Annotated in this window: 23 protein-coding genes and 1 pseudogene; 3 read left to right on the top strand and 21 right to left on the bottom strand. The window is 66.5% G+C overall.

Annotated features, from left to right (window positions below):
- Window positions 1-40: 40 nt before the first annotated feature.
- Complete coding sequence (locus tag MP11Mi_RS08525) at window positions 41-244, bottom strand: cold-shock protein (protein ID WP_236997916.1); 204 nt, start codon at window positions 242-244, stop codon at window positions 41-43.
- Window positions 245-535: 291 nt separating this feature from the next.
- Between MP11Mi_RS08525 and MP11Mi_RS08520 the strand changes: the two genes are divergently transcribed.
- Window positions 536-2,869, top strand: coding sequence for a DEAD/DEAH box helicase (locus tag MP11Mi_RS08520; protein WP_420041849.1), 2,334 nt, complete (start codon window positions 536-538; stop codon window positions 2,867-2,869).
- Window positions 2,870-2,921: 52 nt separating this feature from the next.
- On the opposite strand, the gene MP11Mi_RS08515 is transcribed toward MP11Mi_RS08520, so the two are convergent.
- The 6 genes and pseudogenes from MP11Mi_RS08515 to MP11Mi_RS08490 form a co-directional block, all read right to left on the bottom strand.
- On the bottom strand, window positions 2,922-3,281 hold the full coding sequence (locus MP11Mi_RS08515; protein WP_420041848.1) for an Rv3654c family TadE-like protein: 360 nt from the start codon (window positions 3,279-3,281) through the stop codon (window positions 2,922-2,924).
- Window positions 3,268-3,594 carry a TadE family type IV pilus minor pilin gene (locus tag MP11Mi_RS08510; protein WP_420041847.1) on the bottom strand — a complete coding sequence of 109 codons (327 nt, stop codon included), beginning with the start codon at window positions 3,592-3,594 and terminating at the stop codon, window positions 3,268-3,270. Before MP11Mi_RS08510 ends, MP11Mi_RS08515 begins: the two co-directional genes overlap by 14 nt.
- 34 nt (window positions 3,595-3,628) lie before the next feature.
- Window positions 3,629-3,829, bottom strand: a complete 201-nt coding sequence (locus MP11Mi_RS08505; protein ID WP_420042046.1) for a DUF4244 domain-containing protein — start codon at window positions 3,827-3,829, stop codon at window positions 3,629-3,631.
- Between the two features lie 107 nt (window positions 3,830-3,936).
- Complete coding sequence (locus tag MP11Mi_RS08500) at window positions 3,937-4,521, bottom strand: type II secretion system F family protein (protein ID WP_420041846.1); 585 nt, start codon at window positions 4,519-4,521, stop codon at window positions 3,937-3,939.
- A complete protein-coding gene (locus MP11Mi_RS08495; RefSeq protein WP_420041845.1) occupies window positions 4,518-5,309 on the bottom strand; it encodes a type II secretion system F family protein in 792 nt (263 codons plus the stop codon). The genes MP11Mi_RS08500 and MP11Mi_RS08495 overlap by 4 nt, the downstream gene beginning before the upstream one ends.
- Window positions 5,306-5,872, bottom strand: a pseudogene (locus tag MP11Mi_RS08490) (ATPase, T2SS/T4P/T4SS family); the annotation flags it as partial. The pseudogene MP11Mi_RS08490 and the gene MP11Mi_RS08495, both read right to left, overlap by 4 nt.
- Before the next feature lie 100 nt (window positions 5,873-5,972).
- Between MP11Mi_RS08490 and MP11Mi_RS08485 the strand changes: the two are divergent.
- On the top strand, window positions 5,973-6,125 hold the full coding sequence (locus MP11Mi_RS08485; protein WP_420041844.1) for a hypothetical protein: 153 nt from the start codon (window positions 5,973-5,975) through the stop codon (window positions 6,123-6,125).
- Window positions 6,122-6,502, top strand: coding sequence for a hypothetical protein (locus MP11Mi_RS08480; protein ID WP_420041843.1), 381 nt, complete (start codon window positions 6,122-6,124; stop codon window positions 6,500-6,502). The genes MP11Mi_RS08485 and MP11Mi_RS08480 overlap by 4 nt, the downstream gene beginning before the upstream one ends.
- A gap of 325 nt (window positions 6,503-6,827) precedes the next feature.
- Here MP11Mi_RS08480 and MP11Mi_RS08475 read toward each other — a convergent pair whose 3' ends face one another.
- The 14 genes from MP11Mi_RS08475 to MP11Mi_RS08415 form a co-directional block, all read right to left on the bottom strand.
- The gene (locus MP11Mi_RS08475; protein ID WP_420041842.1) at window positions 6,828-7,052 is read right to left on the bottom strand and encodes a hypothetical protein; all 225 of its coding nucleotides are present in this window, start codon (window positions 7,050-7,052) and stop codon (window positions 6,828-6,830) included.
- Window positions 7,049-7,195 carry a hypothetical protein gene (locus MP11Mi_RS08470; RefSeq protein WP_420041841.1) on the bottom strand — a complete coding sequence of 49 codons (147 nt, stop codon included), beginning with the start codon at window positions 7,193-7,195 and terminating at the stop codon, window positions 7,049-7,051. The genes MP11Mi_RS08475 and MP11Mi_RS08470 overlap by 4 nt, the downstream gene beginning before the upstream one ends.
- Window positions 7,196-7,215: 20 nt before the next feature.
- Entirely contained in the window at window positions 7,216-7,851 is a 636-nt protein-coding gene (locus tag MP11Mi_RS08465) for a hypothetical protein (protein ID WP_420041840.1), read from the bottom strand.
- 305 nt (window positions 7,852-8,156) lie between these two features.
- Window positions 8,157-8,459 (bottom strand): hypothetical protein, encoded by a 303-nt coding sequence (locus MP11Mi_RS08460; RefSeq protein WP_420041839.1) that lies wholly within the window; start codon window positions 8,457-8,459, stop codon window positions 8,157-8,159.
- Window positions 8,459-9,340 carry a major capsid protein gene (locus MP11Mi_RS08455; RefSeq protein WP_420041838.1) on the bottom strand — a complete coding sequence of 294 codons (882 nt, stop codon included), beginning with the start codon at window positions 9,338-9,340 and terminating at the stop codon, window positions 8,459-8,461. Before MP11Mi_RS08455 ends, MP11Mi_RS08460 begins: the two co-directional genes overlap by 1 nt.
- 14 nt (window positions 9,341-9,354) lie before the next feature.
- On the bottom strand, window positions 9,355-9,747 hold the full coding sequence (locus tag MP11Mi_RS08450; RefSeq protein ID WP_420041837.1) for a helix-turn-helix domain-containing protein: 393 nt from the start codon (window positions 9,745-9,747) through the stop codon (window positions 9,355-9,357).
- Window positions 9,740-9,997: a hypothetical protein gene (locus tag MP11Mi_RS08445; RefSeq protein ID WP_420041836.1), complete on the bottom strand. Its 258-nt coding sequence runs from the start codon at window positions 9,995-9,997 to the stop codon at window positions 9,740-9,742. Before MP11Mi_RS08445 ends, MP11Mi_RS08450 begins: the two co-directional genes overlap by 8 nt.
- Window positions 9,994-10,215, bottom strand: a complete 222-nt coding sequence (locus MP11Mi_RS08440; RefSeq protein WP_420041835.1) for a hypothetical protein — start codon at window positions 10,213-10,215, stop codon at window positions 9,994-9,996. Before MP11Mi_RS08440 ends, MP11Mi_RS08445 begins: the two co-directional genes overlap by 4 nt.
- Window positions 10,216-10,357: 142 nt before the next feature.
- Complete coding sequence (locus MP11Mi_RS08435; protein ID WP_420041834.1) at window positions 10,358-10,672, bottom strand: transcriptional regulator; 315 nt, start codon at window positions 10,670-10,672, stop codon at window positions 10,358-10,360.
- On the bottom strand, window positions 10,669-11,094 hold the full coding sequence (locus tag MP11Mi_RS08430) for a hypothetical protein (protein ID WP_420041833.1): 426 nt from the start codon (window positions 11,092-11,094) through the stop codon (window positions 10,669-10,671). The genes MP11Mi_RS08435 and MP11Mi_RS08430 overlap by 4 nt, the downstream gene beginning before the upstream one ends.
- Window positions 11,091-12,392 carry a DUF3631 domain-containing protein gene (locus MP11Mi_RS08425; RefSeq protein WP_420041832.1) on the bottom strand — a complete coding sequence of 434 codons (1,302 nt, stop codon included), beginning with the start codon at window positions 12,390-12,392 and terminating at the stop codon, window positions 11,091-11,093. The genes MP11Mi_RS08430 and MP11Mi_RS08425 overlap by 4 nt, the downstream gene beginning before the upstream one ends.
- Window positions 12,389-12,853, bottom strand: coding sequence for a hypothetical protein (locus MP11Mi_RS08420; protein WP_420041831.1), 465 nt, complete (start codon window positions 12,851-12,853; stop codon window positions 12,389-12,391). Before MP11Mi_RS08420 ends, MP11Mi_RS08425 begins: the two co-directional genes overlap by 4 nt.
- Window positions 12,846-13,109, bottom strand: a complete 264-nt coding sequence (locus tag MP11Mi_RS18355; RefSeq protein WP_420712856.1) for a DUF6011 domain-containing protein — start codon at window positions 13,107-13,109, stop codon at window positions 12,846-12,848. Before MP11Mi_RS18355 ends, MP11Mi_RS08420 begins: the two co-directional genes overlap by 8 nt.
- Window positions 13,109-13,378 carry a hypothetical protein gene (locus MP11Mi_RS08415; protein WP_420041830.1) on the bottom strand — a complete coding sequence of 90 codons (270 nt, stop codon included), beginning with the start codon at window positions 13,376-13,378 and terminating at the stop codon, window positions 13,109-13,111. Before MP11Mi_RS08415 ends, MP11Mi_RS18355 begins: the two co-directional genes overlap by 1 nt.
- Window positions 13,379-13,447: the final 69 nt, after the last annotated feature.

The following is a 13,447-nucleotide window of genomic DNA, read 5'->3' as shown; positions in this document are numbered from 1 at the left end:
TGTTGTCTCTTGAGTCTGGGACGCCCGAGGGCGTACGAAATCAGACTGCGGTGACTCCGGTGGCCTGCGGGCCCTTGGTGCCCTGGCCGACCTCGAACTCCACGCGCTGGTTTTCTTCGAGGGTGCGGAAGCCGTTGCCCTGAATCTCCGAGTAATGGACGAACACGTCGTCGTTACCCTCGTCAGGCGCGATGAAGCCGAAGCCCTTCTCCGCGTTGAACCACTTCACAGTGCCCTGTGCCATCTACTGCATTCCTAACTTTTCATCACCCGCCACGGAGCGTCCCCGGCGGGGGCCTGTTCCGACCGCCATACCTCGACAAGACCCCGCCATAAGGCGATGGAACCGACTGCAGTACCACGTTCGCAACGGACTCCGCCCTTTGAGCGGAGTGTGCGACCGTGTTTAGCTAACCACGTTTCGGGCGCGCGCGATACTTTTAGCGCGTACCGAATCAAACTCCCCGCGACCGGCTCGCTTCCAGCTCCGACGGTAAGCTGACTTACCTACCCCGAACACATTGGAGCGACGTCGATGCAGCATGCCACTTACGGCAGCGAACTGCTCGGCAGAACCCTCGCGGGCACCGGCTCCGACGAGGAGTCGCCACTCACCCACATGGCCGTGATTCCCACGCGCACAGCAGAATTCAGCGACTGGCCGGAATGGGTCCATCCTGAGGTACTCGACGCCTTCACCGAGCACGGGCTGCGGCGCCCGTGGCGCCACCAGATCGAGGCCGCCGACCACGCGTACGCGGGCCGCCACGTTTGCGTGTGCACCGGCACGGCGTCGGGCAAGTCACTCGCCTATCAATTGCCGATCCTCACCACGTTCGCGCAGGATCCGAATGCCACCGCCCTGTACCTGTCGCCGACCAAAGCGCTGGGCGCCGACCAACTCAGGGCGACGGCCCAGATCATCGCGGGCGTGCCGTCATTGAGCCATCTGCAACCGAGCGCTTACGACGGTGATACCGACTTCGAGCTACGGCAGTGGGCGAGGATGCATTCTCGCTGGATCTTCACCAACCCGGACATGTTGCACGTCGGGATCTGCTCGTCGCACGCCAAGTGGCGCCAGTTCTTCGCCAAACTGAAGTACATCGTCGTCGACGAATGCCACCACTACCGGGGCGTGTTCGGCTCGCACACTGCGCTGGTATTGCAGCGCACCCTGCGGATCGCGCGCCGCTACGGTGCGAACCCCGTCGTCATCGGGGCCAGCGCGACCGTCTCCAATCCGGCGCAAGCGCTGTCACGATTGATCGGTGACGACGTCGTCGCCGTCACCGACGACACGTCGCCACACGGCGAGCGGACCGTCGCGATGTGGGAGCCCGGTTTCGTCGAGGGCACGACCGGCGCCGAACGCAGCGGCGAGAACGGGGCACCGATCCGGCGCTCCGCCGGCGCCGAGGCCGCGCGACTCCTCGCAGACTTCGTTGTCGAGGGCGCCCGCACCCTGTGCTTCGTCCGCTCCCGACGCGGGGTTGAGGTGACAGCGGTGAAGGCCCGCCAGATACTCGCCGAGTCGGCGCCCGAACTGGTCGACCGGGTCGCGGCCTACCGTGCCGGGTATCTCGCCGACGACCGCCGCAGGCTTGAGCGGGCACTGTCCGACGGTGAACTGCTCGGGGTAGCGACAACGAACGCTCTCGAACTCGGCGTCGACATCAGTGGGCTCGACGCCGTCGTCGTCGCAGGCTATCCGGGGACTGTCGCCTCGTTCTGGCAGCAGGCAGGTCGTGCGGGCCGTCGCGGGGAGGGTTCGCTCGTGGTCATGGTGGCGCGGGACGACCCGCTCGACACGTATCTCGTCCATCATCCTGACGCGTTGTTGGACCGGCCCGTCGAGGCGACAGTCACCGACCCGACGAACCCGTACGTTCTCGGACCGCACCTGTTGTGTGCGGCGACCGAGTTCCCCATCACCGATGCCGAGGCGGCCTCCTGGCATGCCGACGAAGTGGTCGCAGGTCTCGTCGACGAAGGGAAGTTGAAGCGGCGCAAGGCCGGTTGGTATCCGGCGCCCGGTCTCGATCCGCACGGCGACATCGACATCCGCGGTGGAATCGGCGGCCAAGTCCTCATCGTCGACGCGACGACGTCGCGGCTTCTCGGCACTGTCGACACCTCGCGCGCCATGACGTCGGTGTTCCCGGGCGCGGTCTATCTGCACCAGGGCGAGAGTTTCGTCGTCGACGAACTCGCGCTCGATGACTCCCTCGCGCTCGCTCACCCGGAGGAACCGGACTGGACGACCACGGCACGCGAAGTGAGCGAGATCGTCGTCGACCGCATCGTCGAACAACGGGCGTTCGGCCCGTTGACTGTCGGGTTCGCCGAAGTGACAGTCACCAGTCAGGTGGTCGGATTCTTGCGGAAGGCGCTCACCGGCGAGATCCTCGACCAGGTTCCCCTCGATCTGCCGGAGCACCAGTTGTCGACGCGCGCCGTGATGTACACCGTGGAACCGGATGCGTTGGTGGCCGCCGGGATCGCCCCCGACAAGTTCCCGGGCGCGTTGCACGCCGCCGAGCACGCGGCGATCGGAATGCTGGGGCTCGTCGCCACCTGCGACCGCTGGGATATCGGCGGACTGTCGACCGACCTGCACCCGCAGACCGGGTTACCGACGGTCTTCGTGTACGACGGTTTCCCCGGCGGCGCCGGTTTCGCCGAGCGCGGTCACGAGGCGTTCGACGACTGGATCGCCGCCACCGACGAAGCCGTCTCGTCGTGCGCGTGCACGAGCGGCTGCCCGTCGTGCGTGCAGTCGCCCAAGTGCGGAAACGGAAACGAGCCGCTCGACAAGGAACACGCGATCAAACTGCTGCGGCTGATCGGGCGGCACCACAGTTCGTGAATTCGCGTAGGACGTGACTCCGCAGATCTGCAGCGCCGGTTCGACGCCGTCGTCACGACTGTATCGGACCGGCCCGCGCCGCCGCGACCGCATCACGCACGCCTAGAGCGCCCAGCCGCACCCGAACCACGACGTGCACGACAACGTCCTGACCATCGATCACGCACTCCGCCACGGACGGCGAACCATCCTGCTCGGCGACCCGATCACGAGCGACCTCACACACATCCGCACTCCCCGACACATGCACGGCGGCCGCGGCCAACGCGCCCATATCCGCCGCAGACTGCGCACGATGCCGAGCCAACACGGCCGCCCCCACATAGAGAACACTGACCAGCGCAGCAGCCAGCACTGCGATCACCGCCGCCCCGGTAATCGTCGAGAAGCCCTCCTCATCACGGCATCTCACCGAAAGCCCCATCCGGCTCCATCGCAGCCACGGCGCGCGCAGACACCGTCACCATCGGCAACATCGGAACTCTCGCCGACACCGACACAGTCACTGTCTCCCCGCCCGCCGACACCGCGATCCGTGCACCACCCGGCGCCACCGCACGCCCCACCTCCGACGCCGAACTATCACCGGCAGCAGCCAGCCGCGCAACCTCGCGCGCGGCGTCCGTACAGCGGATCTGCGTCACGACACCAGCCACGGCACCGATCCCCGTGACCAGAAAGACGGCGATCGCCGCCAGCGCGAATGCTGCCTCCACCGTCACCATCCCGCCCTCATCCCGCAGCAACCGCGCCCACACCTCAACTCACCGCCGTACTCAACGCCCGCGTGATGATCCCCGTCAAAGCAGACAGAATGTTGTCGCCGGTGACCACCGTGTACAGCAATGCACCGAACGCCGCCGCAGCGACTGTGCCTATCGCATATTCGACGGTGGACATTCCTGATTCGTCCGTGATCAGCAGTCCAGACAGCGTCCGGACCTCACTCCACCACCGCATCAATCGGCTCCCACCCATGACATCCCCCTCGTCTCCGGCCCGCGTTTCGAGCCCTCACAAAGTCAGACGCACGCCGCAGATATGCGGTTCCACCCGATTCCACAGCGCTACACCGGCGTCAGCATGCCGGCAGCGAGACCGATCACGACGGGCACGATGCCCAGGCAGACGAACGCCGGAAGGAAACACAGGCCGAGAGGACCGCTCACTTTTACGCCAGCCTTCTCCGCGGCCTCGACCGCCTCGTCCGCCGCGCGACGACGCGTAGCCGATGCCAACTCGGCGACACTGTCCGCGAGCGATGCCCCGGCCCGCGACGCGCGACGCGCGAGCGCCGCGAGTTCGGCGAACGACCCGTCGCCAGTCGACGAGACAGTCCACGCCGTCTGACCGTCGGCGCCGAGTGCGAGCAGGTCGGCGGCGCGCGCCATCGGTTCACCGATCACCGGTGGCGCATGCTCGGCGGCGACCTCAGCAGCCGCGGAGACCGGCAGTCCAGCGCGCAGGCATACGGCAAAGAGGTCGTACGTCGCCGCCACGTCGAACGGATCAGGGCCGGCCCGAGACCTGCCCAGCCACCGCGCCTCACGAACCCTCGTCGGCCGCTCGACGACGCGGGCGAGCGCCCAGTCGGCAGACGGCCACATCCAGAGTCCGACAACTGCCAGCAGCGCGGCAGCGAACACAGTCATCGGAGGGCCTTCTCGGTGATGGAGTTGGTCCACCAGACCCCAGCGCACCCGAGTGCGGCGCCCACCACCAGCAGGATGGAACCTATCCCCGGCGACAACAGCACCACGAGCGGCGCAGCCCCCATCAACTGACCGAGTCCGATCCCCAGGATCGGCAGCAACGCCAACACCAGCGCCGTTGCGCGCGGTCCCGCCAGACCGGCGCGGGTCCGAGACGCGTGATCGGCGCGAGCCGTCAGATCCGAGCGGAGCATCTGCAGCAGATCTGCCATCGGCAGCCCCCGACTCGACGACGCGGCCCACGCCGTCGCCAACCGATCGATGCCGACGTCCTCGGCTGCACCGACTGCCGCGTCGGCGGGGTCGCCACCGAGTTCGGCGCGCGCAGCCATTCGCGCGAGTTCCGTCGAGACCGGAGACGGGCCGTCGCCTGAGAGGTCGTCGGCGGCGCTTCGGCAGGCGAGGACCACCGGCGCACCGACCGACATCTCGGCGATCATGAACGACAACGCGCGCCGTAGTTCATCCCGACGACGATCCAGGTCGGCGCGACGCACCGATCGGCGGCGAAGCGCGATCGCGGTGATCGCGACGATCCCGACCGCGATTCCCAGACCGACGCCGACCACGGCAGCGGCCAGCGCCGGAGCCGCCGCGAACAGCCATACTAGGTCGACGCGCCGCCCCTTCCTGCGTCCTTCGGCCGTCGGAAGCCGCGACCAGACGGCGGGTCTCGGCCACAACAGCAGACCGATCCCGCCTGCCGCGAGGAGTGCGGCGGCGATCACTGCGGTCGCCTGTCGGCGATCAACGCGTCAATCCGGGTTCGCGCCGCTGTGAACCCGGACCGCCGCGACCACGCCTGTTCGATCGTGGTCAATCCGTTGTCGGCTCGGTTCAGGACACCGATTTCGAGAAGACCCCGGCGTCCGTCACGGTCACGGCCCAGCCCGAGTACGAGTTGGATCGCGGCGGCCAACTGACTGTGCAGTGCGGCCCGGTCCATGCCACCTAGCGCGGCGAGTGCCTCCATCCGAGCCGGAACTTCGGACGTCGAGTTCGCGTGCAGGGTGCCAGCGCACCCGTTGTGCCCGGTGTTGAGCGCGATGAGCAGGTCGATCACCTCGGCGCCACGCACCTCCCCTACGACGATCCGGTCTGGCCTCATCCGCAACGCCTGCCGGACGAGTGTCCGGACCGGCACGTTCCCGACACCCTCGACGTTCGCACTCCGGGACACGAGCCGGACGACGTGCGGGTGCTGCGGCGCGAGCTCGGAGGCGTCTTCGACGGTGACGACGCGGTCACCCGGATCTACCTGGCCGAGGAGCGCGTTGAGCAGTGTCGTCTTCACGACTTAATGACTGAGACACCATCGATGCGATAGCGGTCCAAGTCGGTGCTACCAACACCACCCTGGACCTCCGGCACAACGAGAAGAAGGCCTCGTCATGAACCGTAACCAGCACTCTACAGGCGTCGTCCTGAACTATCTGATCCTCACCGCGTTTACTCTGATCGGCTTCGTCGTCGGCACTGCGGCGATCTACGGCACCCTGCAAGCCGCGTTCACGCTCGGCCTGTACGCGGGCGGTGCAGCATGAGCGACGACAAGCACATCGACGTCGACGGCCACTGCTACGCGTGGTGCGGTTCCCAGCAGCTACACGACCGAGCCGAAGACCACGAGCCGTTCTGCCTCGGGAGGCAGTTCGGCGGCATTGGCCGCGGCCCATACGGAGAACCTCGCCGACTCTGGCTCCACGAGGCCGTCGAGCACTTCCACGGCCGCCAGACGGTCGCCGAGCACCGCGACCGCGTACGCCGCGAGTCCGCTGCGATCGGCCTGTTTGTCGAGGACGAGGGCGAAGACGGATACGTTCCAACGCTCCTTCTGACGCCAGGCGAGGCACGCCAGATCGCGGCCGAACTCGTCGCACTCGCAGACGCACAGACCGGCGTCGACCGTCCTCGGTTCTAAGGACGACCAGCCTCGACGGTCCTGTTGACAGTGAGTTCCCCTCCCTCTCAACTGGCCGGGTTCGATTCCCGGTGAGGCGCTGGTCGTTCGTTGGAGCAGCCCGACCATAACCAGCTGCTCGGCACGTAGCCCAGTCGCACGTCGTGCCCGTGCGCCACCACAGCAGGGCCCGCAACGTGGTGCCATGACCCAACGCGCGCTGCCTCAGCGGGCGCTACTCGTCGTGGCCTGACGCGATAATGGGCTTGGTTCGTGGGTCGATTCCGGCGATGGGGTTAACGCTCCGGCACCGCTAGGTTCCGATCAGTCCGGTGCAGCACGTAGTTCAGATCGAGCCAACTTCGCGCAGCGCAGCGTCTACGGCGATGCGAAAATCCGAGAGCCACACTGGGTCCGGTTCGCCTTGAGCCGCGGCGAGCGATACCGGGTCGGAGTCGACGACGCTTGTCCACACGTCGCCGCCGCTGGTGACGATCTCACGGACCACGGCATCATCGAGTGCGATGCGAACTAGCGCCAGACGCGCGACCTGTCGTCGAGTTAGTCTCAATCGTTCTCCTCCCCTTGGTCCCTGGCGGGCCGGCGCTCGTCACGCATCCGCGCGAACTGCTGGTCTAGCCGGGCCCGTACGTGTGGCGGGATCTCGATGCCGTCAACCTTGTCCAGATCGAAGACATCCGTGCTTTCAGGCATCTGCGCAACTTCCATCTCAATCACTCATCTGCATCTGTGTCTGCCACAGTAGGATCCGCTAGAGGCCCCTGCGACAGTTTCCTCCCATTGGGTCGATACAGGACGTATTCGCCGAGCTGTCGGTGTCTACCACTGCCCGGCATCCACCACCGCCTCCGATTCTCGAAAGCTGCCCAGAACCAGTAAGGCCGCTTGTACTTCCAGACCTCAATCGGCGCAGCGCAGTCTTCGCCCGGCTTCTGAATCCTGCGCCGCACAGCTTCGCTAAGGAAGTCGATTCGACCCAACGGGGTCGATCGAGTTGCGCCCCAGCTGACCACCACCCACGCGTCCTCGATCTGCTCGTCCGACAGAACCACTTGCCATTCGACAGGCTCAGAATCGCAAGAGAACGTCTCGACACGGTCACTGTGCAGGCCGTCCTCACCGACGTTGACCACATCAATTCGAAGCGCGTGCAGCTTCCCAGGTCCGTGGCTTTGCACCGAGACGGAACACTCCCGACGCCCGTCCTCCTGTAAAAGTGGACTCGCCGACGCAGCGATTGCCGTCGTGCGGCCACCGGACTCTATCTGCGCCAGACGCACTTGGCGGCGGGCAAACCAAACGCTGAGTAGGGTCAACAACCCGACGAGAACGGCAATGACAGTGTCCACGCGATAAGTATGGCGGAGCATCGAACAAAGCACCGCGGTCTCGCTCGTTTGACCTAGCCGATTTATGCGGCCTGACCAGGAACTCCGGCCCGGTTTCGGATCGGCTGTAAACAAAAAAGTCATACCCCGAGGAGTGACGCCCCCAAGGGGGGTGGTCGGATATTTTCCCGGTGCCGGGAAGCGTTGAGGCCGCCCCTGGCCCGCATGGGTACGGGTGGGGCGGCCTCAGTGTTCGGCGCTGGTCGGGACTCGGGCGGAAGGGTTGCCTGTCGTGGTCTCGCCATGCGTTCCGTGTGCCGGGATCTTCAGCGGCTGCGGGTGTGTTTGACGCCGAGGTTGTGGAGGACGGTCGTGATCGCGTTGGCGAGGGTGTTGTCGAATCGTCCGGGTGGGAGTGCTTCGAGTGCTTCGATGGTTCCTTCGGGGTCGACCTCGAGTAGTTTTCGCCAGTGCTCGACGTGGTCGGCCGAGATCCGCCCGTCTTGCACGGCTTCGTCGAGGATCTCCTCGATTTGTTCCGGTGTGAGCGGTACGGGTTGCTCGGCGGGTGGTTCGGTGGCTCGTGGGCGTCGTCGTGCGGCCTTGAGTGGCCGTCTGCGGTTCGTCATCAGCCTGCGAGCCCGGTCAGGAGCTTGGTCGCGGCCGGGTTGGAGACCGCGAACGCGGGTACGACGTAGCAGACGAGCTCGAGGGTGCGTCGGTTCGCGTGCTCGACGGCGCGGACGGTGATCGCCTCCTCGAAGCCGATGTAGCCTGCTTCACCTGCTTGGGTGGTCCACGCGGTGCCGGGCTCGACCAACCGGTTGACGGTCATGTCGGTGATGCCGGCCGAGGCGAGTGCACCGGTCAGGTCGGGGCCGTACGCGGTCCGCAGGTGGTGTGCTTCCTGCGGGTTGACCACGAGCGTGTCGTGCGCGACGTCGAGCTGCTGGAGGTCGGCGGCGAGTTGGGCGAACGAGATGTCGGCGGTCGGGCGCTCGGCGCTCGGGGTGAGGGAGTCAGCCGGTCCGACGAACATCAACTGTGACCAGTCGTGGCCTTCGATCTGCTCGTCGGTGGTGGCGACGTTGAGTGCGGTCATCGCCGCCAGGTCGATCTGCTTGACCAGCGTGTTCGTTGCCTGCTGCATCACTCGCTGCAGGTAGTCCTGCTGGCCCCGGCGCAACTCCTCCTCGTAGATGAGGACCGAGCATCCCCAGTCCTTGACGGGTGCGACGCGGGTGTCGGGATCGACCGGCCGGGTCACTCGGTACTCGGCACCGGGCGAGCGTTCCTCGACGTCGTCGGCGACGGTGATCTCAGCGAGGTTGACCTTGTTGAACTGGATCGCGCCACCCTGGATGGGGCCGGGATGCTGCCGGAAAAACTTCGTGGTGATCGACTGGCGTTCGACGAGGTTGCGGATCGGCTGCGTGAGGGCCAGCGGGTTCTGCATCATCACACCGAAGGTGATGGTGCCGTTACCGGTCGTGGGTGTGAACAGTGACATGCTAGGACTCCTGTCTAACGGTGGTGTCGGCGTCGTGCGCGTTCGGCTTCGACGTCGTAGCGCGCGAACACCCACCGGCCCGAGACTTGCCGGCCGGGCAAGGTGCCGCGGCGCGCGAGGTCTCGGACGGCGCTTGCGGTGATTCCGAGGACGACGGCCGCTGCGTCGGTGCCAATGGTGTGTTCACGGATCTCATGCTCGGGCGTGTCGAACACCCCGTCGAGTAGTCCGACGTCGGCGCGTGGATCGCCTTGCGTGGCCGCGTTGATCTCCTCGAACAGCCTGGTCACCGGTAGCGCGATCCTTGCACCGGTCGCACCCAACTGGCGTTGCATCGTGAGGAATGTGTCGCATACTCGGCGGGCGTCGTCGAGGGTGAGGATCACCCCGCGTGCAGGCTCAACCATCGCTGGGCCCGTCGTCGTCGCGGTCGCTGATCTCGGCGAACACGTAGGTGGAGACCATCGTGGCGAGTTGATCGTCGGTGGTGCGCAGTGCCGGCCACAAATACTCGGCGACGAGGGCGAGGTCGGCGCCGTCTGCGGTGAGGTCGGCGACGGCTTGGGCGAAGCCTTCGCGGTCACCGCGACGACCGTGCAGAACCAGGAGTGAGGCCGCCCGGTCGATACGGAGGGATCGGTCAACACCGTCATTCATGCGGGTGTCTCCTTGTTTGCGAGTGCGTCGGCGATCCGGTGCGCGAGGTCGAGGGCTTCGGCTGCGGTGTAGTAGCGGTCGCCGACGTTCAGGCCGTCTTGTTCGCGTGTGATCTTCGGGCAGTACGGGGGCCGGTGGTCGACGCAATACCCGGCCGACGAGCGCGTGTGGTTGGTGCAGCCAGTGGTCGAGCAGTGACGTTGCGGACGCCGTGTCATGAGGTCTCCGTGGTGTGGTGGTCGTCGAGTTGTCGGATACAGGTGTCGCAGGTCCAGCCGTGCGGCCCGGCGTAGCGAGGGCAAGGTCCTTGACAGACCTGGCAAACGAATGGGCGGTGCCGGCATCTCACGCGGTGTGTGCTCACGACGCTGCCGACTTCGGTCGGCCGGGTCGCGGTCCGGGGCGGGGTGCTCGCGTTGCGACCAGACCGGCCGGCCGTGCGCTGCGTGAGAGGCTCGAGGCCCATTCGGTGCAGTCGTCGAGGGCGGGGCATTGCCAGCAGAGCGCGGCGGCGCGCTCGTGCCGATCCTCGACCGTCTCGGGCGTCTCGTCTGGCGACTTGGCGTCGAACAGTTCGTGGTGTCCGATACACGCGGCACCGGTGAGCTTCGGCGAGTCCGCCAACACCTTCGAGAGGAGATCGATCGTCCCGGTCGGGTCATAGTTGGCGGTCATGCGACCACCAGCCTGAGCGGTTCGACGTAGCGGACGCTCGCCGAGCAGTCGGCCGGCCACCAGGTGACGATCACGTGGCCTCGGTCGCCGTGCGTTTTGTGCGGCGCGAGCGCGTAGGCCGGAGAGTCGTACGGCTCGATCGGGTGGTCAGCAGGATCAGGCGGCCAGAGTTCGCCGAGTTGCATTCCCCCGCCGTCGACGTCGACGTAGGTGACCATCGGGCGGCCGTCGCTGAAGTGGGTGAACTGAGCGAGCAGCCGCGGCATGTCCGGGGTGATCGAGGAGATCGCATCGAGCGACGCCGAGCAGCAGTCGTCGGCGTGACCGTGATCGGATGCGGTCTCGGCATGCCACTCGACGACACCGAGCAGTCGGCGGGTCGCGTACACGAGTTCGTCAGTGATGCGGTTCGGGGAGATCATCGGTTCGCCTCCTGGGCGTCGATTAGTGCTTGGACTCGGGGCGTCATTCCGGGCGTTGAGTCGGTGATTCCACCGGTCGACACCGCGTCGCGCACCGCATCCGGTACCCCTCTCTTTCCATCCGGTGCATGCTGTGATCCCGGCTCATGTGGTGCAGGTCGTGCACCGGATTCACCGGGATCACCGGTTGCACCGGATGGTTTACGACCTATGCCCAAGCGGTGCCAAACCGGTGCGAGGGTCGCCCGGTGATACCCGCGCGGACCCCTCCCACCTGGTCGAACACTCGTTATCTTCGATGCCTGAGAGATCAGCGAGCCCATCCGTTTCGCGGTCAGCTGCTTCCCGTAGGCCGATGCCATGCCCCACATCTCCGGGTTCCTCGCCACGAGCATCGACACGAGCGACTCAGTCGGAACGAACGTCTGATCGTCGGGCCAGACCCGGTGCAGATCGCGCATCAGGACCATGCCGGGCGGTTCCGACATCAACCCGGCGTCCCGTTCGGCGCGGTCCTCGTCGAGTCCCCGCCGGATCAGTTCGTCGACGATCTCGGGCCAGTGGCCGCCCGCGGCGACGGCCACCCGCTTGAGGGGGCGCCACTTCTCCTTCGCGCGGCCAATACAGCTGGGCGGTAGGTCGACCGGCATTCCGGCGATCTGGTCGCGGACGGCGTCGGCGAACGCCGCGAGCATGTCGTGCAGCAATACGACGTCGTCCTCGATGAGTTCCCAGTCGGAGTCTTCGATCGTGCCGTCGAGATCCGGCATCAGTAGCACCCGTAGACACCGCGAGCGGGTGTCATCTGGGAGCCGCGGACTGTTGCCGGCCATGGCGACTGGGCAGAACGTCGCCATCTCCTTCGACACCCACCCCTTCTCCTTGTCCGGGACGAGGACCGGCCGCGTAGCGCCGCGACGGTAGCCGCTGTTGAGGATCGCGATCAGTTCGCCGACGTTTGGCTTGTCCGGTGCCAGCGAGCGGTCGGTCTCGTCGATCAGCACTGTGCGGATCCGGTCGTCGAGGACACGGGCGAGCAGTGCCGGTGACGAGAGCGCGGCCGCCTGGATCGCGTCGCATGTGAGGCGAGCGAGGTGGTCAAGAACCGTCGTCTTGCCGCTACCGGGCATTGTCGAGTCGAGCAGCAGCCGCGGCGAGGTGTAGCACTCGATCGCCATGTGCGTGTGCGCGGCCCACAGGGTGAGCAGCGACAGGTCGCGGTCATCAGGGACCGCGATATACCGGCCGAGGTGTTCCTCGACGCGGTCGAGGACTTCGCTGTAGTCGTCGTCGCTCACGCCGCCTCCCCTCGGGTCGAAGACAGTCGATCCCAGATCGCTCGGAGCGCGGCACCCTCACGGACCAGCAGTGTCCAGAGATCCGACTCAGGCGCGGTCTCGGCTCCCGCGGTGAATGCTTCGCCTGCTGCGGCGAGGCGAGCGCGGAACACTCGGGCGAGGATCGACGCCGCATATTCAGGCAGGAGCTCCGGATAAGCGACGGTCGTCACGGCGTCAGCCATGCGCGTGCGGACGAGATCACCCGCGTGCGCGTCGTACAAGCCTCGGCGTAGTAGCTCGGCACCGAGCACGGCGGCGGCGGGCGGCTTACCGGACCGGGCGATCTCGAGCGCGACGTCGAGAACAGTCGCGATCGGGGCGTCCAACAGGCGGACATCCTCGGGCCGGCAGACGTTGAGGACGTCGACGACTTGTCGCGACGGCGCAAGCAGGACCGCGGCGAGCAGAGACTCAGGCATCGACGCTCACCCGGCCTCGGCAGACGGGGCCGATGTGCTCGGTCCGCGAGCGGTCAGCGACGAGCCACGAGCCACAGACCCGGCATCGGACCGCGAGACGGAAACCGGCCTCGCGAACCTTCGCTTCGAGCTCGTGGAACTGACGCTCGTCGGGATCGAACACCCACGAAGGTGTTAGGGCGGTAGACTCTAAGTTGTCTCGCCCAGAGATTTCGAGAGCCCCGGTCTGCACGCCGGGGTTTTCTTCTGTCTGCATCAGACCTCGCCCCCGATCTGCTCGGTGGGATCGGGGAGACCGAGATCCGCGTGCGCGGCTTGCGGGCGGTCGGCGACGAGAAGGACCGAGATCCGGGCGCGCTGCTCATAGGTTAGAGGCGGAGCAGCGGCGACGACCTTTGCGACGTGCTCAGCGAGGCGAGCCGCTTTCAGATCGCGACGTGCCCCGACTAGTTCGGGATCGTCAGCGGCGCGGCTTCTAGAGAGTGACGCCACTCGGGCGCGGTAATGGTTGGCAGTTGCGTCCACCAGTGCTCCTTGGCACTCGGTGGCGCCCTGGGGAGCAGTCGTCCTCAGGGCACCATTCAGTGCCCTGGG

Source organism: Gordonia abscondita (assembly GCF_032711245.1).
In the GTDB taxonomy this organism is placed as follows: Bacteria; Actinomycetota; Actinomycetes; order Mycobacteriales; family Mycobacteriaceae; genus Gordonia.
Note: the sequence above shows the minus strand (reverse complement) of the source record. Positions and strands in the feature narration are given on the sequence as shown.